General features: G+C 41.0%; 18 protein-coding genes. 6 read left to right on the top strand and 12 right to left on the bottom strand.

Going from position 1 to position 20,268, the window contains the following annotated elements; translation table 11 throughout:
- Positions 1-4 precede the first annotated feature (4 nt).
- Positions 5-1,285: an imidazolonepropionase gene (gene hutI, locus BK583_RS18720; protein WP_055737121.1), complete on the bottom strand. Its 1,281-nt coding sequence runs from the start codon at positions 1,283-1,285 to the stop codon at positions 5-7.
- A gap of 195 nt (positions 1,286-1,480) precedes the next feature.
- On the opposite strand from hutI, the gene BK583_RS18725 reads away from it, so the two are divergent.
- The 5 genes from BK583_RS18725 to BK583_RS18745 all read left to right on the top strand — a co-directional run bounded on the left by BK583_RS18725 (position 1,481) and on the right by BK583_RS18745 (position 8,376).
- Positions 1,481-2,449 (top strand): LacI family DNA-binding transcriptional regulator, encoded by a 969-nt coding sequence (locus tag BK583_RS18725; protein WP_055737120.1) that lies wholly within the window; start codon positions 1,481-1,483, stop codon positions 2,447-2,449.
- Between the two features lie 79 nt (positions 2,450-2,528).
- Positions 2,529-3,446, top strand: a complete 918-nt coding sequence (locus tag BK583_RS18730; protein ID WP_236702450.1) for an ABC transporter permease — start codon at positions 2,529-2,531, stop codon at positions 3,444-3,446.
- A 15-nt stretch (positions 3,447-3,461) separates the two neighbouring features.
- Positions 3,462-4,382, top strand: coding sequence for a carbohydrate ABC transporter permease (locus tag BK583_RS18735; RefSeq protein ID WP_055737119.1), 921 nt, complete (start codon positions 3,462-3,464; stop codon positions 4,380-4,382).
- Positions 4,383-4,413: 31 nt separating this feature from the next.
- Positions 4,414-6,027 (top strand): type 2 periplasmic-binding domain-containing protein, encoded by a 1,614-nt coding sequence (locus BK583_RS18740; RefSeq protein WP_236702449.1) that lies wholly within the window; start codon positions 4,414-4,416, stop codon positions 6,025-6,027.
- Between the two features lie 54 nt (positions 6,028-6,081).
- Positions 6,082-8,376 (top strand): glycoside hydrolase family 2 protein, encoded by a 2,295-nt coding sequence (locus BK583_RS18745; protein ID WP_055737118.1) that lies wholly within the window; start codon positions 6,082-6,084, stop codon positions 8,374-8,376.
- 62 nt (positions 8,377-8,438) lie between these two features.
- Here BK583_RS18745 and BK583_RS18750 read toward each other — a convergent pair whose 3' ends face one another.
- Positions 8,439-9,488 carry a Gfo/Idh/MocA family protein gene (locus BK583_RS18750; RefSeq protein ID WP_055737190.1) on the bottom strand — a complete coding sequence of 350 codons (1,050 nt, stop codon included), beginning with the start codon at positions 9,486-9,488 and terminating at the stop codon, positions 8,439-8,441.
- A 2-nt stretch (positions 9,489-9,490) separates the two neighbouring features.
- Positions 9,491-10,402, bottom strand: a complete 912-nt coding sequence (locus BK583_RS18755) for a sugar phosphate isomerase/epimerase family protein (RefSeq protein ID WP_055737117.1) — start codon at positions 10,400-10,402, stop codon at positions 9,491-9,493.
- Positions 10,403-10,671: 269 nt separating this feature from the next.
- Here BK583_RS18755 and BK583_RS18760 point away from each other — a divergent pair, with 269 nt between their 5' ends.
- A complete protein-coding gene (locus BK583_RS18760) occupies positions 10,672-11,595 on the top strand; it encodes a hypothetical protein (protein WP_038476375.1) in 924 nt (307 codons plus the stop codon).
- 49 nt (positions 11,596-11,644) lie between these two features.
- On the opposite strand, the gene BK583_RS18765 is transcribed toward BK583_RS18760, so the two are convergent.
- The 9 genes from BK583_RS18765 to BK583_RS18805 form a co-directional block, all read right to left on the bottom strand.
- A complete protein-coding gene (locus tag BK583_RS18765) occupies positions 11,645-12,682 on the bottom strand; it encodes an NAD(P)-dependent alcohol dehydrogenase (RefSeq protein WP_055737116.1) in 1,038 nt (345 codons plus the stop codon).
- A gap of 204 nt (positions 12,683-12,886) precedes the next feature.
- On the bottom strand, positions 12,887-13,522 hold the full coding sequence (locus BK583_RS18770; protein WP_038476369.1) for a bifunctional 4-hydroxy-2-oxoglutarate aldolase/2-dehydro-3-deoxy-phosphogluconate aldolase: 636 nt from the start codon (positions 13,520-13,522) through the stop codon (positions 12,887-12,889).
- The gene (locus BK583_RS18775) at positions 13,519-14,490 is read right to left on the bottom strand and encodes a sugar kinase (protein ID WP_055737115.1); all 972 of its coding nucleotides are present in this window, start codon (positions 14,488-14,490) and stop codon (positions 13,519-13,521) included. Before BK583_RS18775 ends, BK583_RS18770 begins: the two co-directional genes overlap by 4 nt.
- A 15-nt stretch (positions 14,491-14,505) precedes the next feature.
- Entirely contained in the window at positions 14,506-15,351 is an 846-nt protein-coding gene (locus tag BK583_RS18780; RefSeq protein WP_038476363.1) for an SDR family oxidoreductase, read from the bottom strand.
- Entirely contained in the window at positions 15,335-16,426 is a 1,092-nt protein-coding gene (uxuA, locus tag BK583_RS18785; protein WP_055737114.1) for a mannonate dehydratase, read from the bottom strand. The genes BK583_RS18780 and uxuA overlap by 17 nt, the downstream gene beginning before the upstream one ends.
- A 22-nt stretch (positions 16,427-16,448) precedes the next feature.
- Entirely contained in the window at positions 16,449-17,465 is a 1,017-nt protein-coding gene (locus BK583_RS18790) for a zinc-binding alcohol dehydrogenase family protein (RefSeq protein ID WP_055737113.1), read from the bottom strand.
- 18 nt (positions 17,466-17,483) lie between these two features.
- Complete coding sequence (locus BK583_RS18795) at positions 17,484-18,755, bottom strand: TRAP transporter large permease (RefSeq protein ID WP_038476354.1); 1,272 nt, start codon at positions 18,753-18,755, stop codon at positions 17,484-17,486.
- Between the two features lie 5 nt (positions 18,756-18,760).
- Positions 18,761-19,240 carry a TRAP transporter small permease gene (locus BK583_RS18800; RefSeq protein ID WP_038476351.1) on the bottom strand — a complete coding sequence of 160 codons (480 nt, stop codon included), beginning with the start codon at positions 19,238-19,240 and terminating at the stop codon, positions 18,761-18,763.
- Positions 19,237-20,253, bottom strand: coding sequence for a TRAP transporter substrate-binding protein (locus BK583_RS18805; RefSeq protein ID WP_055737112.1), 1,017 nt, complete (start codon positions 20,251-20,253; stop codon positions 19,237-19,239). The genes BK583_RS18800 and BK583_RS18805 overlap by 4 nt, the downstream gene beginning before the upstream one ends.
- Positions 20,254-20,268 lie beyond the last annotated feature (15 nt).

Raw genomic sequence — 20,268 nt, forward strand, 5'->3', positions numbered from 1 at the left:
CGAGTTAAATGACTACTCCGTTTGTCACAACAAGCTTGCCGTCTTTAAATACTTTGTCTACCATATTGACGCCAACATGATAGTGTAAATACGTATAATTTGGTGCATTCCAAAAGACAAGATCAGCTTTTTTTCCTGGTTCCAAGCTTCCAACCACCTGTTCTTCCCCGATAGCACTAGCAGCATTTATTGTTGCTGCAGTAAGAACTTCTTTCGGTGTCATCCCCATGGTTAAGCAAGCTAAGTTCATGACAAATGGCATTGACTCAGTTGGGCTTGATCCTGGATTTCGATCTGTTGATAAGGCCACAGCAACATTGCCTTCAATCATTTTTCGGGCATTTGCTGGCTTTTCCATTAAAAAAAATGCAGTTGCTGGGAGCAATACACCAATAACACCTTTAGCCGCCATTTTTTCGATTCCTTTATCAGACACCTTTAACAAATGATCTGCAGAGATGGCACCAACGTCTGCTGCTAGTTCTGCTCCTCCATACGAAACGATTTCATCAGCATGAATTTTCGGAATGAGACCGTGTGCTTTTCCAGCTTCTAAAATGCGCTTAGATTGTTCAGGTGTAAACACGCCCTCTTCACAAAAAACATCATTGAACCGGGCCAACCCTTCCCTCGCTATGGCAGGAATCATGTTCTCTACAACCATGTCTACAAACGTCTCACGATTCGTTTTGTATTCTTTTGGAACAGCATGTGCACCCATAAAGGTTGAAACAATTGTGACAGGGTGAATGGCATTCAAACGTCTTGCTACTACCAGTTGCTTGCGTTCATTTTCTAATGACAGTCCATACCCACTCTTTGCTTCAATAGTCGTCACACCATGACGCAAGAAGAGATCCAGTCTCTCTTTGGCAACAGCCATCAATTCCTCTTCAGACGCTGCTGCTGTTGCTGACGTTGTACGATGAATGCCTCCACCGGCATTCATAATGTCCATGTAAGCCGCACCTTTTAAACGCATTTCAAATTCATCTTCACGACTACCTGCAAACACTAAATGAGTATGGGGATCAACAAGACCAGGTGTAACAAGATGCTGACTTGCATCAATAAGTGTGACAAGCTTCGTTTGTCCATGGTCACATACCGCTTTCCACACCTCTTTATCCGTTCCTATTTTTTTAATTAACCCATTTTCAATCCATATGCCACCATCTTCTATGACTTTCAGATTCTCTTCCATTTCACGTCCCTTTAACGGACGACTCGCTTCGTTTGTTACGAGCTGCCGTGCGTGTCGTATAACCATTCGATTCGAATTCATCATCTTCCCCTCCTTTACAACAACCTGTAGTCTTCCTAACCGTACTCTATACAGTTACTTTTCGTGATGAAGCGCTGTTTTCCTTTAATCAGTCCTTTTTATCTTTCTTTTCTAAAAAAGAGTTGACGCTTCTTCGCACTGTCTATATAATTCAAAATGTTAACGTTATCATTTTGAGTCAGGATTGGTGAAGGAATGGCAAACATGAAAGAAGTCGCAAAGGCAGCAGGTGTCTCCACAATCACTGTATCAAGAGTGATTAACACACCAGAACTTGTAAAAGAAAAAACGAGAGAAAAAGTTCTAAAAGTAATAGGAGAACTACACTATCAAGGAAATCAAGCAGCTAAAGCGCTTGTTACAAAGAAAACCCGAGTCATACATATCTTTATTTCACAGGACATACAATTGACCAATCCTTTTGCAATGAACTTTTTAGCCGGCGTTAGTGACGAATTAAGCAAGCAACATTATTCTTTTTTAGTTCGACGAGAATGGGATTATCCATACAAGTGTGATGGGATCATTGCAATGAGTGTAACAGCCGATCAAGAAGCACTGCTAGACGAAAAGTTCGATGTGCCAACTGTCTTATTTGGACATTCATTACCTACTTATGATTGGGTGGATGTCGATAACTACCAAGGCGCATACGAAATGGTTACGTATTTAATTAAGCTCGGTCATAAAGACATTGGTTTAATCGTTATTAACGAAAACAGACAATTCGTATCTGATCGAATTAACGGCTATAAGCAAGCATTACTTGACAATGGTATTTCGTTTTCTTCAGATAAAATAGAGTTTGCTGAAAACAAAGAAGATATCGGTTATCTAAAAACCATTGAGTTGTTTGAGCGTACTCACATGACTGCTTTATTTTGTATGAGCGATGAGCTAGCTCTTGGAGCCATTCGAGCCGCACGCTTATTAAAGAAAAACGTACCCCATGATTTGTCTATCGCAGGCTTTGACGGATTAGGCTATGAGCTTTTAACAGATCCAAAAATTACAACGATCCATCAGCCTGTATACGAAGTCGGGAAAGAACTTGCCACTATCCTTTTGCAACGTATTGATTCACCTGATGTAGCACTTACACAAAAAATGCTTAGCCCTGTTCTACGTGTGAATAACTCTGTATTTCAAGCCATTCATTCTTGAAAGCAGATTTTTGTTCAAAATGATAACGTTAACATTATGTTGAAAGCGCTTTTATAAAGAGGGGGAGGACTGACTTACATTGAAAGCGAAACCTAATTTTTTCAAACGATACAAACAGCAACTACCGCTCCAACTTATGGTTATACCTGGTGTTATTTTTATGATTATTTTTACGTACATTCCCATCTATGGAATTGTCGTCGCGTTTAAAAGCTTCTCGGTTACAGACACGATCTCTTCTGCACCATGGGTAGGCTTAAACAATTTTAAAATTGCCTTCAGTGATCCGTTTTTTTGGAGTGCTGTTCGTAATACGTTAGCCATCAGCTTTCTTAAGCTGCTTATTGGATTTACGGCACCTATTCTTTTGGCCATATTAATCTTTGAATTAAAAGCTGGCTTATTTAAGCGATCGGTTCAGACAATCTCGTATCTCCCTCATTTTTTATCATGGATCGTTGTTGGAGGTATGTTAACAAGCTGGCTTTCTACAACAGGTCTGTTAAACAGTTTTTTAATGACCATTGGCATCCTTGATGAACCGCGGAACTTTCTTGTTGAAGCCCAAAGCTACTGGATGATTGCTGTTTTGTCCGATGTATGGAAAAGCGTTGGCTGGGGGACGATCATTTACCTTGCTACAATGGCAAGCATTGATCCAACCTATTATGAAGCTGCAAAAATTGACGGCGCCACAAAGCTCCAGCAAATTCGGCACATTACCCTTCCACTGATGTCCTTTATTATCGCGCTTATGTTCGTTTTAGCTGTTGGTGGCTTGCTTGGCTCCAACTTAGATCAAACACTTGTGTTAATTAATCCGTTAAATGCTTCTCGTGCAGAGGTGATTGATTCCTATGTCTACAAGATTGGTCTTGTACAAGGTGATTTCTCTTATGCCACAGCAGTTGGTTTAGCGATTTCCATTATCTCTCTCATCCTCGTTATCATTACACATAAGATCACGAAAAAGCTTAACAACCGTTCTATTTTTTAAAAGGAGGCATGCGCTATGGCTGTTTTACAACCTAAATCTAACGTACCGACTAACCGTAACAAACCAGCCGGAATTAAAGAGAACCGTCTGTTTAATACACTGAACGTTCTTTTTATGATCGTCTTTACAACAATTATTATCTTCCCAATTTGGGATGTTATTGTTGGCTCTTTTAGCAGCTCTGCCTCCGTCGCAACGCCAGGGATTCGTTTATGGCCAGAGCAGTTTTCTCTAGATGCTTATCGGGTTGTCTTTAATGACCCAAGCATTTGGAACGCTTTCCTTATCTCTGTACTAAAAACCGTTATCGGTGTGACCACCTCAGTCTTTTTTACAGCGATGGTCGCCTATGCTATGAGTAAACAAGACCTCATTGGACGAAAGATCTTTATTGCTCTTGGTGTAGGGACGATGTTTTTCAGTGGCGGCATGATTCCAATCTATTTACTTATGCGTTCGTTGGGGTTACTTGACAACTTTTTAGTCTACATTATTCCTGCGCTTTTTAGTTTTTACAATATGCTGATCCTTATGAACTTTTTCAGAGAGATTCCGACTTCATTAGAGGAATCAGCGCGAATCGATGGTGCGGGTGTGTGGCGCATTTTCTTGCAAATCATCTTACCGCTATCAACACCAGTGCTAGCTGTTATTGCTCTTTTTAATGGTGTTTACCAATGGAATGACTTTATGACCGCTCGATTGTACATTACGAATGAAGCGCTGTATCCGATTCAAATGAAGCTATACGAAATTATTGTCCAGCAACAAGCAGCTAATATGCAAAATGTTGTCGGATCAGTCATTATCCCGACATCCTCCCAGACCATTCAACTTGCAACAATTGTTGTCGCTACCGTCCCAATTGTGTTGGTTTATCCGTTTTTACAACGGTTTTTAATATCTGGAATGATGATTGGAGCAGTAAAAGAATAGTCATGTTTCATTACTAAAGGAGGCGTTTTTGTTGAAAAAAAAGGTACTAGGATTCATGTCAATCGTTGGTGTCGTTATGATCGCTGGTTGTAGTAGCTCAGGTGCGGAAGTGTCAATCGAAGACTTAGAAGAGGCTCGTTACAAGATTGATCCGAATACACCAGCCTGGCAAGTCGATGATGAAGAAAATGTTGCATTAACGTGGTATGTGAATGCTGAATGGTTTGATCGTGGTTTCGGAGAGGATGTCATCACAAAAAAGCTGAAGGAAGATTTGAATCTCGATATTACCTTTGTAACTGGTGATGACTCAAACTTAAATACACTCTTTTCTGGTGGCGACTTGCCTGACTTGATTACCATTTTTGATGGTCAGTCACAAGCGGCATTACGTGCTCCCACATGGGCATTACCACTAAGAGAGCTTGCTGATCAATATGACCCTTATTTCCATCAAGTAGCACAAGAGCAAACTCTTGATTGGTATCAACTTGAAGACGGATTTACGTATGGTTATCCGAGTTACTCTAATACAATTGACGATTATCAAGCAGACATTATTCCTGGATCAGATGCGTTCATTATTCGAGAAGATATTTATGAGGCGCTAGGAGAACCAGACTTGTCCACACCGGAACAGTTTATAAACAGCTTACAGCAAATGAAAGAAGCATTTCCTGATGTTGTTCCTTTTGCTTTCAGAGGATTCGGTTCCGATGGTGATGTCGGCTCAATCGGTGACACGTTTCAAAATCATCTCGGTGTTCCCATTGCAGATGAAAACAGTGATTGGTATAACCGAAACTTAGACGATAGCTACCTAGAATGGATTCGCACATTTAACGAAGCCTATCAACTCGGTTTAATTAGCGATGATAATTTCTCTGATGACAATACTATTTTTGAAGAAAAAGTGGAGCGTGGTCAATACGGCTCTGTTTTCGCAAGCGGCATTGCTCAATTATCCGGCTCCTTGCAAACCAATGTAGCTCGAGATCCTGACCAAAGATATATAGCGGTTGATGGCCCGAAGAATTCAAATGGGAATGAACCAACTTTAAATCAAGCTGGTCTTTCAGGTTGGACAGTAACCTATATTACAAACAAAGTGTCGGACCCCCAAAAAGCGATTCAGTTATTTACGTACCTTTTAAGTGATGAAGGACAATACTTAACAACATTTGGTGTTGAAGGCGAAACGTTTGACTTTAATGAGAATGGAAAAGCGGTGTTGCATGAGGATGTGTTGCAAATGAGAAATGACAATCCCGAAGAATACAAAAAGTCCTATCGCTTAGGTGAGTTTTGGTTTTTCGGACATGATGGATTCGCGCTAGAGCATGGTGAGAACGAAGCGTCTGTCGCAGTTGATCAAATTCAGAAATGGACAAAAGGAAAGCTTAAGCCACAATTTCTTATTGAAAACATCAATCCAGACCAAGGAACTGCTGAGGCACGCTCGTTAGTGAATATTGATTCTACTTGGGCGACTACTTTAGCAAGTATGATTCGGGCAAAAGACGATCGTGAGTTCGACCGCCTCATTGATGAGTATGAAACATTTCTCGAAACAAATAATTTCGCTGCTGTCGAAGCCATTCGTAATGAAAAAATGAATGAGAATCGAGAGAAACTCGGTTTATAACCTTAAAAGCGGGCTATCCTGCCCGCTTTTTTCACAACGAAGGAGTGTTTCACGATGAATCAACAGTACATAGAAGGCACTGTAACAAGTACGCTTTCATTTAAAGATCAAATTCCTTATCAATCGAATATGGTTTATCCGTCTTTCGATCCTCAAGATCGGGTAACGTTCTCACTTGCTGGTGAATGGAAAAAACTGCGTTTTCGTGCGGATCATAACTGGTCCATGCATGCTCGCACCAAAGACTGGATTGCGAAAACCGAACAAGACGGATTTACTTCATGTTCGTACAATGATGAATCATGGGAAGCGAAAACTTTGCCAGCACCTGAAAATCATTTAACCGGCAAAGAGGAGGTACATGCTGCAGAGACCTATGAAGATGGCGTGTGGTATCGTAAAACCATTCACTGGCCAGAGGCTTATGCAGAACAAGTCGTTACCTTAAAATGTTTAGGTGTTTCGTATATTAGTGATTTTTGGATCAATGAATCATACGTTGGCTATCATGAAGGTGGATTCACGCCATTTGCATTTGATGTGTCTGCCTTATTAAAACCAGGAGAAAATCTCATTGCTGTGCGCATTGATAATCCACCATGGACAACAAGACTTGATACCGTTCCAGCTGTAAACAACGATTTTTTCAATTACACCGGCATTATTCAAGATCTTTATTTAGAGGTTGTTCCAAGTTTATACATTTCAAGGGTTGATGTGGTTCCTCTTACTTTGCAAGGGAAACTGCAAATGGACTATGTACTAGAAAATCGCTCAAGTGAATCGGTAACAGCATTCATAAAACCACGGTTTTTCACAACAGATTTTCAATCACCTAACTGGTTGAAGAGTCCAAAAGCAAAAAGTATATGCGAAGAGGAAGTACATGTGCCAACTGCCCAAGGGACAACAGTCACCCTTGCTTCCGGGGAAAGCAAAAAAATAAAAGAGATGGCCACAATCCCACACCCACAGCTTTGGAGCATTCGTGAACCCCATTTATATGTGTTAGGTCTTCAGCTTTACCACGATGATGCTCTCATTGATTCGTTTTACACTCAGTTTGGCTTTCGTACACTGGCAACCGATGGGCCTCGTATCAAGTTAAATGACCAATCTGTTTTTTTTGCTGGTGTGGCTCGACATGAAGAGTGGCCAGAATACGGGCGAACAGCCTCATGGGAACGAATTGTGGACGATGTAACGATTCTTTCTTCTTTACACGTTAATTTAGTTCGGACCGCTCACTACCCAAACCACATTGAAACCTTTATTGCTTTGGATCGATTTGGTTTACCAAGTATGGCGGAAATTCCTTTATGGCAATTTGAAACCGCCCATTACGAAGCGCAAGAAAGAAGGGGCATTTCCTATCAGATGTGGAGAGAAATGATCTTTTCCAGCTATAACCGTCCTTCTATTGCCATGTGGAGTACTCAAAACGAATCAAAAGATGTTACGCTTCGAAAACAATATAATGAAGCATTGGTTCATGAAACGAAAACCAATTACCCTGATGGAAGATTGTTGACACAAAGCTCAGCAGCAGATCAGCCTGGATTTCATGATCCTACTATGGAGCCTCTAGATGTAGCGGGATGGACGATGTATTTTGGTATTTTTCACGGAAGTACACCTTATGAAGGAACAAAGCATTTCATTGAGCAGGCACACCAAGCGTGGCCCGATAAGCCTATTATGAATACGGAATATGGGATCTGGAGCAATGCGGATCGAAGTTATATTGAAAAACAAGTGGAAATCTATCAAGATGTTCAGCTCGCTTTATTAGAAAAGGCAACGGTTACGCCAGGTGGTGAGCACAATCCCAACGGATATGTTGCCACAATCGACTACTGGACTGCTTTTGACTGGTACGTGAACCATAATCAATTCTACCAAACGATGGGAATCTTCCATATGGATCGATTAGCTAAAAAGCCCCTTTATGATCATTTTGTACATGATCATCAACGGTTATTGCAGCAAACGAATGGCTTTGCCTCTAAAGAAGGGATTCCTTCAAAACCACTACCTATCACCATTGAACAAACGAATGACGTACAACAAACATTACGATTGCAGGAAAAAGAAGATCTGACCAGTGCCAACTATTTAATCGTTCATGTCAGCCATTTTTCACAATCTGATCCTGTTACCATCCATTTGCACGGGGACGAAGATGAATCGAGCTTTATAACGTATACCCTTGAAGAATACACAGTCATTCCATTATGGCGTTTTGATTCTGACGTACGAAAAGGAGTACAGTTCATTTCAATCACTCATACCAAAGGACAATCAATTACCATTAAGGGACTCTATCGAAGCCATACTGGGACGCTGTAAGCCTTTCAACTCACTTAATAAAAACCTAGTTGCTTCTGTGAAGCAACTAGGTTTTCTTTGCATTATAGTTCGACAGGCTTCTTTTGTGCTGAGGCTTGATAGATGCCTTCTAGTATTTTCATAATCTCTAAACCATCCTCTACTGGTGCAGGAGACGGTCCCCCAGTTATGCAAGCTTCTACGAAAGCATCAATTTGCTTTTGAAAGGCATTGTCAAAATCAAAGCTGCGGTGATCAATTTGTGGCTCGACATTTAAAATCGTGTCGTTTTCTTCCATGACAAGCAAAAGCTCCGGCTCAAGCTCTGCTCCACCTTTTGTTCCAAAGATTTGCATACCAAGCTGATCCTTTTTTGTGTGCAATGAATACGATACATCCACCATTAATGAGCTACCATTCTCAAACGTAATTAATGCATTGGCTAAGTCTTCAACTGTATTTAGGGACGCATCATAATCCGCTGTTTTATAAAACGATAGATTTTTTACATTACTTCGATTACCTAGCTGATCATAAACATGTCCTGTTATGGATTTTACTTTTGGGCGTCCCATTAAGTACCAACAACTATCAATAATATGAACCCCTAAATCAATAATTGGTCCACCTCCAGAACGTTCTTTATCAGCAAACCAGCCACCAGGATTACCAAGCCTTCTTAGCAATGAAGCTTTCGCATAATAAATATCGCCAAGCTTGCCGTCATCAATAAAGGTTTTAAGCACTTGCGCATTCGTTCCAAATCGCCTCACATAACCGACTTGTAACGTTTTTCCGGTTTCTTTTACAGCTTCTTGAACCTTTTCTGCTTCTTGTACAGTTATTGAAATTGGCTTTTCAACGAGTACATGCTTACCTGCTCGCAAGGCCCGTATTGCTAAATCCGCATGAGTTCGATTCCACGTACAAATGCTTACGCCGTCCACTTCTGGATGATTAAACACTTCTTCAGGATCTGTAAATACATGCTTCACACGATAATGAGTCGCTTTTTCTTGGGCACGACTTTCATTTTGATCACATAAACCATACAACTCCACTTGCTCATTCTGTATGTATGATTTTATATGCATTTCAGATATTGAACCTAATCCGATAACAACTACTTTCATCATTATGCTCTCGCCCCTTCTATCGACTTCCATCCGTCTACTGTTACTTCATCCCAAAGTCGGCTTAAATTATTCATACTAATGCGTGATCCTAGGAAACAATCTTCCATTCCTTCAAACTCCACTACAAGATAACCATCGTACTTCGCCACTTTTAATTGTCGAATGATTTCGCGTACAGGCAGTTCACCGTGACCAAGAATGGCCCCGCGTAAATAGTTGCCATTTGATGTTCTAAACCAAGCTCCTTCACCAGGATTTTCATAGTAAGGACGAATATAGAAATCTTTAAAATGAACCGTAGCAGCGTCTGGGAGATTTTTTCGTACTCCAACTAATGGATCTTCATCGGCGCATAAAAAATTCCCTATATCGAGCGTCGTTTTAAAATTGTCTCGATTTACTGCTCGTAACACTCGCTGAACACGATCACTTGATTGCACGTTAAAACCATGATTCTCAATCGTTGTTGTCATGCCAAGGCTCTTAGCATAGTCAGCAATCAATTGACTTCCTAGTACCATTTCCTCAAAATGATCGTCAAAATAATGAATAGACATTTCTTCTGGCTCTAATGAAAAAGCCGTCACATCATGTCTCAAGAGTGTAATACCCATATGATGAACAACGTCAACATGTGCTTTAATTCGTTCTACTTCTTCATTAAAAGCCGTTTCGGTCGGTTGGATGAAATTAGCTGGCATGCAATAAGCCGATAGTTCGATTCCAACCTGTGCGGCCCTCTCTTTAATTTGATTGGCTAAATCATAGTTATCTACTACTGTATACCCGTACGGAACGAGCTCCATATGTGAACCACCTTGTTCTTTTACCCAATCAATTGCCTCTAGAATTGTCAATCTACCGTCTCTTAGTGCTTGGACTAAACTGTATGAACTTAAACCAACCTTCATGCTTTACCCTCCCCCTCCTTGACACGTTTGTTTATACATAAACGTTCGCTAAAACGTTTACATTTCCTTCAATTTTAATCTTTTAAAAATAGAATGTACGGATAAGAAATAGTGTTAGAATAAGCTGTGCGACTGGTGGACCCATCCACCTTTCGAATTTTTCATATTATTATAACATTATAACAAGTTATTCGATTCCTGCAACATTTATGTTAAAAGCGAAACCTTTTCTTCTTTTGAACGTTATATAGAAAAGGGGGTGTTCAACATTGGATTATGAAAAAGAATTTACAGATGTAAAAGAACGCATCCGTCAATATGAAAAATGGCAAGCACATTTAGAGCGAATTAGACCCGACCTGGACGAACAAAAACAGAAATCAAAACAGTTAAAAACGATCTTGCAAGATAAACAACAAGACGTTGACCGATTGAGCGGCCTATCCTTTTCAAGTCTTCTCCATACCGTAACAGGAAGAAAAGCCGAAAAAATGGATGAAGCTACAGCACTCGTATTAAAAGCTCAACTGAAATACGAGGAGGCTGAAGAAACCATGACGGATTTACATCATGAAATTGAAGAAATTGGCGCTCACCTGCACGGATTGGGAAATCCTAAAGCAGATTTTCAACGATTACTAGATTTAAAGAAAGACGTACTATTAAGAGAGAAAAATTCTGCTTTACTCACTTTAGTGGAAGCATCTTCAACAACTACGCTCTATATGAATGAAATAAAAGAAGCAATAGAGGTAGGAAAAAAAGCAAAACAAGCACTAGAAAATACCTTATTTTCTCTTAATAAAGCAAACGACTGGTCTACATTTGACCTTTTTGGTGGAGGTTTTTTAACCACGGCTATGAAACATAGCCATATCGATGATGCGAAAGCACTTATTCATCAAGTTCAACGTCATTTAAGGCAATTTGAAGAAGAATTAAAAGACGTCAATCAATTTACTTCTTTCCAAATTGAAATTACAGGATTTCTTACCTTTGCAGACTACTTCTTTGATGGATTCATTGTTGATTGGATGGTCCATGGAAAGATTAAAGAGTCTTACGAACAGGCCGCTACTCTATTAGCAGAAGTTGAAACCACTTTATCTCAATTATGTGATATAGAAAACGAGCTACACTCTGATTTAGAAGACATTCGAAAACAGAAACAGGCGTTCATTCTTAACGGGTAAAAAAGAGACGCAAGGCAGTTGCATTGCCTTTCGTCTCTTCTGTATGTTGCTAGATTGTGCTCGTATCGATAACGAAGCGATAGCGGACATCGGAATGTAATACCCGTTCGTATGCATCATCAATTTTGTCTGCTGAAATGACTTCTATTTCTGGAAGAATTGAGTGCTCCGAACAGAAGTCTAGCATCTCTTGCGTTTCGCGAATACCACCAATCATTGAACCGGCAAATGATCGTCTTTTGCTGATAAGAGAAAACACATTGACATCTAACGGCTCACTCGGTGCACCCACATTGACGAGAATACCATTTAATGCTAATAAGTTTAAATAAGCACTCATATCCAGCTTGGCACTGACTGTATTCAGAATAAAATCAAACGAACCTGCTAGCTTCGTTAATGTTTCCTCATCATTTGTTGCATAATACTCTTTTGCCCCAAACGCTAGTCCGTCTTCTTTCTTTTTTAACGTTTGTGATAGAACCGTTACTTCAGCACCCATTGCATGTGCAATCTTTACTCCTAAATGCCCAAGACCACCTAAGCCAATTACCGCTACCTTTTTACCTTTTCCGGCTCGCCACCTCTTTAATGGTGAATAGGTTGTAATACCAGCACATAGCAACGGTGCCGCTGCATCGAAAGGAATGTTATCAGGAATGCGAACAACGAAGCCTTCCGTTACAACGATATGTGTGGAATACCCACCTTGTGTGTAGTCTCCATACTGATCATATCCTGCATAAGTTGGAACATTTCCTTCCTCACAATATTGCTCTTCTCCTTCCCGACAGCTTGTGCACTTCCCACACGAATAAATCATACAGCCAACACCAACACGGTCTCCTACTTTGAATAAACTTACCTCATCGCCAACCTCAGCCACAACCCCAGCTATTTCGTGTCCAGGTACTAGCGGATACTGAACTTCACCCCACTCCCCTCGCGCCGTATGAATATCGGAGTGACAAATTCCAGCATATTTAATATCAATTAATACATCATGCTTATCAAGACCTCTGCGTGAAATCTCGGTATGTTTAAATGTGTCTGATGGCCCATTAACCGCTCTCGCCTTTACGTTCATTCTTTAATCCTCCTATCGTTTTGCGCATACACCTTTCGATTTCAAGTTTTTACTATTTCTCCGATTCCCCCTTTTTCTTTGATTAAACGTATCCTACTCCTTCGAGTCTACTTTAAGTCAAGTACAAAGCCCATGCTAATTTGCAACTTGTCCAGAAAAAAACTACCAGCTACGTGTTTACGTTGCTGGTAGTTCTTTAAACAACTATCGACTTTCTTTTACTTTCTCTACATATGCACGAGCTGTCTCGGTAAGCTGCTCCCAATCATTATTTTCAATTATTTCTTTTGATAGTAAAGAGCTACCTGCTCCAACTGCTACTGCTCCAGCTTTAATAAAGTCAGGAATTGTCTCTAAGTTCACGCCACCAGTCGGCATCATCTTCACTTGAGGGAGCGGCCCACTTACAGATTTAATAAACTGAGGTCCAACACATTCAGCAGGGAAAACCTTTACTAAGTCGGCACCTAATTGAACGGCTTGAAACGCTTCTGTTGGTGTAAAGATTCCTGGGATGACTGGAATGTCTCTGCTTTTAACTGCTTCAATGGTTTCCTGTGACAGAATCGGCGCAAAAATAAATCGCGCTCCGGCATCAATCGCCGCTATCGCATCATCTGCATGTAGGACCGTTCCAGCACCAACAACAACATCTTCGTCATAACGCTTGCTTAACGCGCTGATGGTTTCTAGCGCTAGCTCGGAATCAAGGGTTACCTCAAGCCCTTTAACGCCACCGGCAACAAGGGCATCTGCAATCGATTCTATCTTTTCTGGAGGTAATTTACGCAACACTGCACATACACCTGATTCAAGTACCGTTGATAATCCATCATTCATCGAGAAACGCCTCCATACACTTTGTTATCATCACATAAGAAAGCGTCAACTTCCTTTCTTGTTGGTAGCCCTTCAATGTCACCTTTTACTCCAATGACTAGAGCCCCAACAGCGGCACCCATACGAACAGATTCCTCAAGTGACTTGTTTTCTAGCAAACCAGCTAGAACTCCGGCAGCAAATCCGTCTCCGGCACCAACTGGATCGACTACTTGTTTAACACGGAAGCTGTTCACTTTCCCTGTACCCTGTTCGTCTTTAAAGAGACTATAGTCACCACCATTTTTAATGACGACTTTTCTCGCCCCTAATTCAATACCCTTTGTGAGATAATCCTGCTCTTCCATGTCACCGAATAACCACTTTGCTTCATCTAAACCAGGTAGAATGAGATCTGCTTGTGCTGCTATTGTGACTAATCGCTGACGTGCTACCTCTTCTCCTAGCTTATGAATAAGAGCAAAACGAAGATTAGGATCAAACGAAACGAACGTTCCATGTTCTTTTGCACACTGTATACCTGCTAGAACTGCTTCATAGCAGCTATCACTTAATAATGGCGTAATGCCTGTTACATGTAGAATCGATGCATCGGCAATTTTTTCATACGCTAGGTCTTCCTTTGTCAATGTGCTGCCAGCGGAATCATGACGGTAATAATAAACAGCAAGCTCTTCTTCCCTTCGGTGCTCCTTAATGTATAGAGCGGTTGGCGCGTCTGTTGTATAGGTCACACACTCTGTGTCCACACCTTCTGCCTTTACTTCTCGGACCACATAGTGCCCCATTTCATCATCGCTAACTTTACCAAACCACGTAGCACTATGACCAAGCTTTGTTAATGCAATGGCTACATTTGATTCGGCGCCACCAATCTTCTTTAGAAATGACGGTACATATCGTAATCGTCCTTGAGTAGCAGCTTCAAATAACACCATTGTTTCTCCAAATGTCACGAATTTACTCATTACGACCGCCTCCTTTTATACGCCTGAATATGCCATAAATCCGCCGTCTACTGGAACCGTAATACCTGTAACAAAGCGGGATGTGTCATCATCTGCTAACCACAGTAAAGTCCCTAATAAGTCTTCTGGCTGCCCAAACCGATTCTGCGGCGTATGGGCAATAATTTTTTCCGCTCGACTCGTCCATTCTCCTTCTTCCGTGCGTAATAAGTGACGGTTTTGCTCAGTTAAAAAGAACCCAGGTGCAATTGCGTTTATACGTATGCCTGCTTCGGCAAAGTGTACGGATAGCCATTTCGTTAAATTGTCAATTCCAGACTTTGCTGCACTATAAGCTGGCACCTTTGTCATTGGTGTCGCTGCTGCCATAGAAGACACATTAATAACCGTACCGCCTCTTGTTGTCATCGTTTTTGCAAATACTTGTGTCGGAATTAATGTACCGAGCAAATTCAAACGAAAGACATGATCGAAACCAGCTATTTCTAAGTCAAAAAAGGATGTTATGGTTGAATCGGTAAGATCTCCTTCATGAAAGTGTTCTTTATCAGTAATGGCGTCAGGGTGATTTCCACCTGCTCCGTTAATTAATAGATCGCACTCACCGAAAACTTCTTTCACGTGATCGTATGCTTGCAAGACACTTTCTTCATTCAATACATCACATGAAACAGCGATCGCCGTTCCACCGTTCTCTTTAATCTCATCAACAACCTTTTGACCGTTTTCAACTGTCCGATTTAAGATAGCAACGTTCATTCCTTGACGCGACAATTCTTTAGCCATCTCTTGACATAAAACCCCGCTTCCACCTGTAATAACAGCGGTTTTACCTTTTAATCCTTCATGTAGTGGTAGCATTTTCACTCTCTTCCTTTCGTTTAATGAGTTCGTAAGCATCCCATAAGCCCCATAAATGCATAATGCCTAGAGCGCGATCATATAAACCGTAACCAGGTCTGCATTCCTCGCCCCATAAATGCCGTCCATGATCAGGCCGCGCATAGCCAGTAAAGCCATTCTCATGATAAGCTTTCACAACATCATCTATCGGTACAGAACCGTCTTGCGTTCGGTGAGAGGTTTCAATAAAATCTCCATTTTCATAGATTCGTACATTTCGAATATGTGCAAACGCAATTCGATCGTGAAACCGTCTAATGATATTCGGAACATCGTTAGCTGGGTTTGCACCTAATGACCCGCTGCAAAGGGTTAAACAATGAGAAGGACTATTTGAAATCCCTAAGTAACGCTCAATTGCCTCTTCATTCTTAATAATACGCGGCAAGTGGAACACAGACCAAGGCGGATCATCTGGATGTATGGCCATTTTTATGCCTTCCTCTTCCGCTACCGGCAATACTTCTCCGAGAAAATAAGCGAGATTTTTCCAAAGCTGCTCTTCATCTACTTCTTCATAAGCTTTAAACGACTGCTCAATGGTTTTTAACCGCTCTGGTTCCCAACCAGGCATTGTATAAGCCGACTTCGTTACTTCTTGAATCAATTCGTAGGGGTCCATATTGTCTACTTTTGCTTTTTCATAAAAGAGTGCTGTTGAGCCATCCTCTAATGGTTTAAACAAATCGGTACGCGTCCAGTCAAACACCGGCATAAAGTTGAAACACACCACTTTTGCCCCTACTTTTGCTACGTTACGCAAACTTGTTTTGTAATTTTCGATATAACGATCTCTAGACGGTAGTCCTAATTTAATGTCTTCATGAACATTGATGCTTTCGACTACTTCTAGGTGAAAGCCATACTCATCGGCTTGCTCCTTCACTTGTAGCACTTCTTCTTCCGTCCATACTTCACCAGCGAGACGATGATGTAGCGCCCAAACAAGCCCCTCAACGCCTGGGATCTGCTTAATCTGATCGAGGGTAACAGAATCATCCTCTTGTCCGTACCATCTAAACGTCATTTTCATATGTTGGCCACTCCTTTACTCATTAAAATGTAAGCACAATTTTTCTTACCTCTTCAGGGTGCTCTTCTAGTTTTTTAAACGCCTCATCCACCTTTTCATAGTGAAAACGATGCGAGATTAATTCATCTGGAGAAATCATTCCCTTATTTACTTTCTTTACAACACCTTGGAATTGATTTGTTTGCAGTCGTGAACCTACAACCTTCAGCTCTTTCTTTGTTAATAATAAAGATGGGATTTGCGAAGGTGTTTCATTAAATCCTAACGTCACAACGGTTCCAGCGACTGACGCCAGTCGAACCGCTTGCTCAAACGTTCCTGCTGTTCCAACAGCGTCAATGACGACGTTGGCAAGCTCCCCCTTTGTTTCTTTATAGATGGCTTCTTCAATGTCCTCTTTATCCGGCTGAAAAACGGCGTCTGCTCCAATCGAGGTTGCGTACTCCAGCCTTACTGTATTGAAGTCTGAAATCATTACGTAAGCGCCTGCTACCTTCGCCATTAACAGACACGCAATTCCAGTTGGACCAGCCCCCATAATAAAGACGGTGTCACCTGGTTGAATGCCCCCTCTAAACGTTGCCTGAGCACCAATGGTTAATGGTTCAATCAACGCCGCAGCTTCTGCTGAAATCGATTTGTTTACTTTATGCCATTTTTGTTCATGGGCTTTTACAAATTCACTCATACCGCCATCTTTATGGACACCGAATACTTGAAGAGATTCACATACATTCTGCTGGCCTTTCCGACAAGCGTAGCACGTACCGCAGAATTCAATTGGTTCTAACGAGACACGATCACCTACTTGAAGAGATTCTACCCCCTCTCCCATTTCGGCGACTACACCTGACACTTCATGACCAATGACACGCGGATAGACTGTGAATGGGTTACTTCCATGATAAATATGGACATCGGAACCACATATTCCTACGCATTGTACCTGTACCAACACATCGTAAGGTGAAGAAATTTTTGGCTTTTCTATTTCAACAATAGATAACTTCCCAGGTTCTTGAACTTGTATTGCTCGCATGTATGTCTCACATCCTTTTTATTCAAATAAACTTGGTAAAAACAACGAAAGCGACGGTACGTACGCGACGATAATTAACACAACGACCGCTACTGCAAAATATGGTAGTAATTCTTTTACTGTTTTCGTAATCGGCACTTTTGCAAAGGAAGAAGCAACGAATAAACAGACACCTACTGGCGGTGTAGATAACCCAATCATAAGCGCAAGTACCATAACAACACCGAAGTGAACAGGATCCATACCTACGCTCGTTGCAACAGGTAATAATACTGGGAATAGTATAACCAGTGCAGCAATGGTCTCCATAAACATTCCTAAAATAAGCAATAATAGGATGATAAGTAAAATAACAAGAATTGGATTTTCTGTAATAGATAAAATGCCGTCTGCAATTAATAACGGTACGCCTTCGCTAACTAAAATCCACCCAAATGTATTGGCAAAACCAACTAACAGCAGTATAGAGGCTGTCGAACTTAATGTATTCCCAAGTAGTTGAGGTAACTCTTTCATTTGAAGCTCTTTATAAACAAACTTCCCAATCACAAATGCGTAAAGTACACAAACAACCGCTGCTTCTGTTGGTGTAAAGTAACCGCCTAAAATACCCCACATAATGATAACAACCATTAACAATGCCCAGAACGCACCTAAAAAACTTTTTCCGACAAATGAGAGGGGCTGCTTCTCCCCTTTTGGATACTGTCTTTTTACTGAGATGATATATGTAACAATTAAAAATCCGATTGCGAGTAGTATCCCTGGAATGGCTCCTGCTAAAAACAAATCACCAATTGAAACACTTGCTAATGTACCAATAATAATCATTGGTAATGAAGGAGGTAACATCGGACCAACCGTTGACGAAATGGACGTAACCGCCGCAGAAAAACCGGCTCCATACCCTTGCTTTTTCATAGCAGGTATCATAACAGAACCAATGCTTGCTGTATCCGATAAAGCGGTACCGGAAATACCCGCAAACCCTAAAGAAGATGCAACATTGGTTAACGCCAAGCCACCTCGTATATGCCCAACAATCGCATTAGCAAAATCAATAATTCGATTTGTAATTCCACCTGCGTTCATCAAATTCCCAGCTAATATGAAGGCAGGGATTGCGAGCATGACGAACGAATTCATACCAGCAAACATCGTCTGTGGAATAACCGTTAATGGAACACCTGCAACAAGTAAATAAATAAGAGAAGCTAAGCCTAAACTAAAAGCAATTGGTATTCCAAACGCAATAAATAAAAGAAATAGCACGACTACTAATATGGCCATTTTTGCTAGTCATCTCCTTTCTCATCCACCGTTGCTTGGTAACGATCTATTACGTATACGACCGAATAAATCATTAATAAAAGTCCAAGTAATGGTACAGCTGAATAGGCATAGGTCATAGGTATCCCTAAAGTAGGTGCATAAAAATCTGCGCCTAGTTGCGTCAGATGAATACCATATATAAACAAAACAATCGAGAAAACTAGGATGACCAATGCAATCATTCCTTCATAGATCTTTTGTACTTTTTCAGGTAATGCAAGGATGAGCATGTCGATCCGAATAAACTCTTGTTTCCGTAGTGCAAGTGGCGCGGCGGTTACCATTGAATAGACAAATAGATAGCGGGATAGTTCTTCCGTCCAAATAAAATCAATTGGAAAGTACCGACTGACTATCTGAATGACAACAATCAACAATAATGATAAAAACAAAGCGATCGACACATACGCTAGAAGAGTATCTACTTTCTTCATCATCTTCATTCCGAATCGTCTACCTCCTCTGCTTCGTCAAGTATATTAAGGTATAATTCATACTGCTCTTCCTGTAAATAGTGTTCCAATGCAGGTAACATCGCATCACGAAAGGCATCGCGATCAACATCCTCGTTCACTTGAATGCCACTCTCCACTAAACGTTTCAACACCTCTTCCGTTTCTGCCTCTTGAAGTTCTTGTGCATATTGTTCTGCTTCTGCAGCAGCTTCTCTCACTGCCTCTTGCTGCTGATCCGGTAACGCTCTCATTTGTTCGGTCCCTACTACAACATAAATCCAAGATCGAACATGTTCTGTCAGATTAAGGTATTGCTGCACTTCATAGAACCCATTGCTTTCAATTAAATCGTTCGGGTTCTCTTGTCCATCAATCACACCTTGCTGTAATCCAGTAAACACTTCATTTAAGCTAATGACTTGGGGCTCAGCCCCTGCTTCAGACCATGCGTCTAAGAACAATGGCACATTCGGTACACGCATGCTAAAACCCTTTAAATCTTCAGGTGTAGATATCGGGTAATTGGCTGTCACATTTCGTGGCGATCGTTCCATATAGAACAACGGTGTCAACCCAATATCACGTTCTATATCGCGTTCAATAATTTTTCCAAGATCCCCTTCAATGACTTTGCGCATATGGGCCTCGCTCTCGAAAGCATACGGTACAGCTAACATCACTGCGTTGGGTGTCCATACTTCTAGCGTTTCTCCTGTTATTGTTAAATCGGTAGCCCCGTAGCGAATTGAATTGATATTATCAATTTCACTTCCTAATTGACTATTTGGGAAAATATCAATCATTACCTGACCATCTGTTTTGTCTTCTACAAGACGAGAAAACTCAACAGCAGTACGATGCCATAGGTGGCTAGAATCGGATATATGCGTCATTTTCCAATATGTAGGTTCATTTTCTCCTTCTGTGATTGCCTCTTCACTTAGGCAACCGCTTAAAAGGAGGGTCGCCACTAAGCTTGCTGGTAAAAGTTTTTTCAACAAGTTCACCCTCTCCTT

It is taken from the genome of Shouchella oshimensis (assembly GCF_002019765.1).
Classification (GTDB): Bacteria; Bacillota; Bacilli; order Bacillales; family Bacillaceae_D; genus Shouchella; species Shouchella oshimensis.

Excerpts from the sequence above, each read along its gene's own strand:
- hutI (WP_055737121.1), bottom strand. The coding sequence starts at position 1,285 with ATGAATTCGAATCGAATGGTTATACGACACGCACGGCAGCTCGTAACA.
- BK583_RS18725 (WP_055737120.1), top strand. The coding sequence starts at position 1,481 with ATGGCAAACATGAAAGAAGTCGCAAAGGCAGCAGGTGTCTCCACAATC.
- BK583_RS18735 (WP_055737119.1), top strand. The coding sequence starts at position 3,462 with ATGGCTGTTTTACAACCTAAATCTAACGTACCGACTAACCGTAACAAA.
- BK583_RS18745 (WP_055737118.1), top strand. The coding sequence starts at position 6,082 with ATGAATCAACAGTACATAGAAGGCACTGTAACAAGTACGCTTTCATTT.
- BK583_RS18750 (WP_055737190.1), bottom strand. The coding sequence starts at position 9,488 with ATGAAAGTAGTTGTTATCGGATTAGGTTCAATATCTGAAATGCATATA.
- BK583_RS18755 (WP_055737117.1), bottom strand. The coding sequence starts at position 10,402 with ATGAAGGTTGGTTTAAGTTCATACAGTTTAGTCCAAGCACTAAGAGAC.
- BK583_RS18765 (WP_055737116.1), bottom strand. The coding sequence starts at position 12,682 with ATGAACGTAAAGGCGAGAGCGGTTAATGGGCCATCAGACACATTTAAA.
- BK583_RS18770 (WP_038476369.1), bottom strand. The coding sequence starts at position 13,522 with ATGAATGATGGATTATCAACGGTACTTGAATCAGGTGTATGTGCAGTG.
- BK583_RS18775 (WP_055737115.1), bottom strand. The coding sequence starts at position 14,490 with ATGAGTAAATTCGTGACATTTGGAGAAACAATGGTGTTATTTGAAGCT.
- BK583_RS18780 (WP_038476363.1), bottom strand. The coding sequence starts at position 15,351 with ATGCTACCACTACATGAAGGATTAAAAGGTAAAACCGCTGTTATTACA.
- uxuA (WP_055737114.1), bottom strand. The coding sequence starts at position 16,426 with ATGAAAATGACGTTTAGATGGTACGGACAAGAGGATGATTCTGTTACC.
- BK583_RS18790 (WP_055737113.1), bottom strand. The coding sequence starts at position 17,465 with ATGCGAGCAATACAAGTTCAAGAACCTGGGAAGTTATCTATTGTTGAA.
- BK583_RS18795 (WP_038476354.1), bottom strand. The coding sequence starts at position 18,755 with ATGGCCATATTAGTAGTCGTGCTATTTCTTTTATTTATTGCGTTTGGA.
- BK583_RS18800 (WP_038476351.1), bottom strand. The coding sequence starts at position 19,240 with ATGAAGATGATGAAGAAAGTAGATACTCTTCTAGCGTATGTGTCGATC.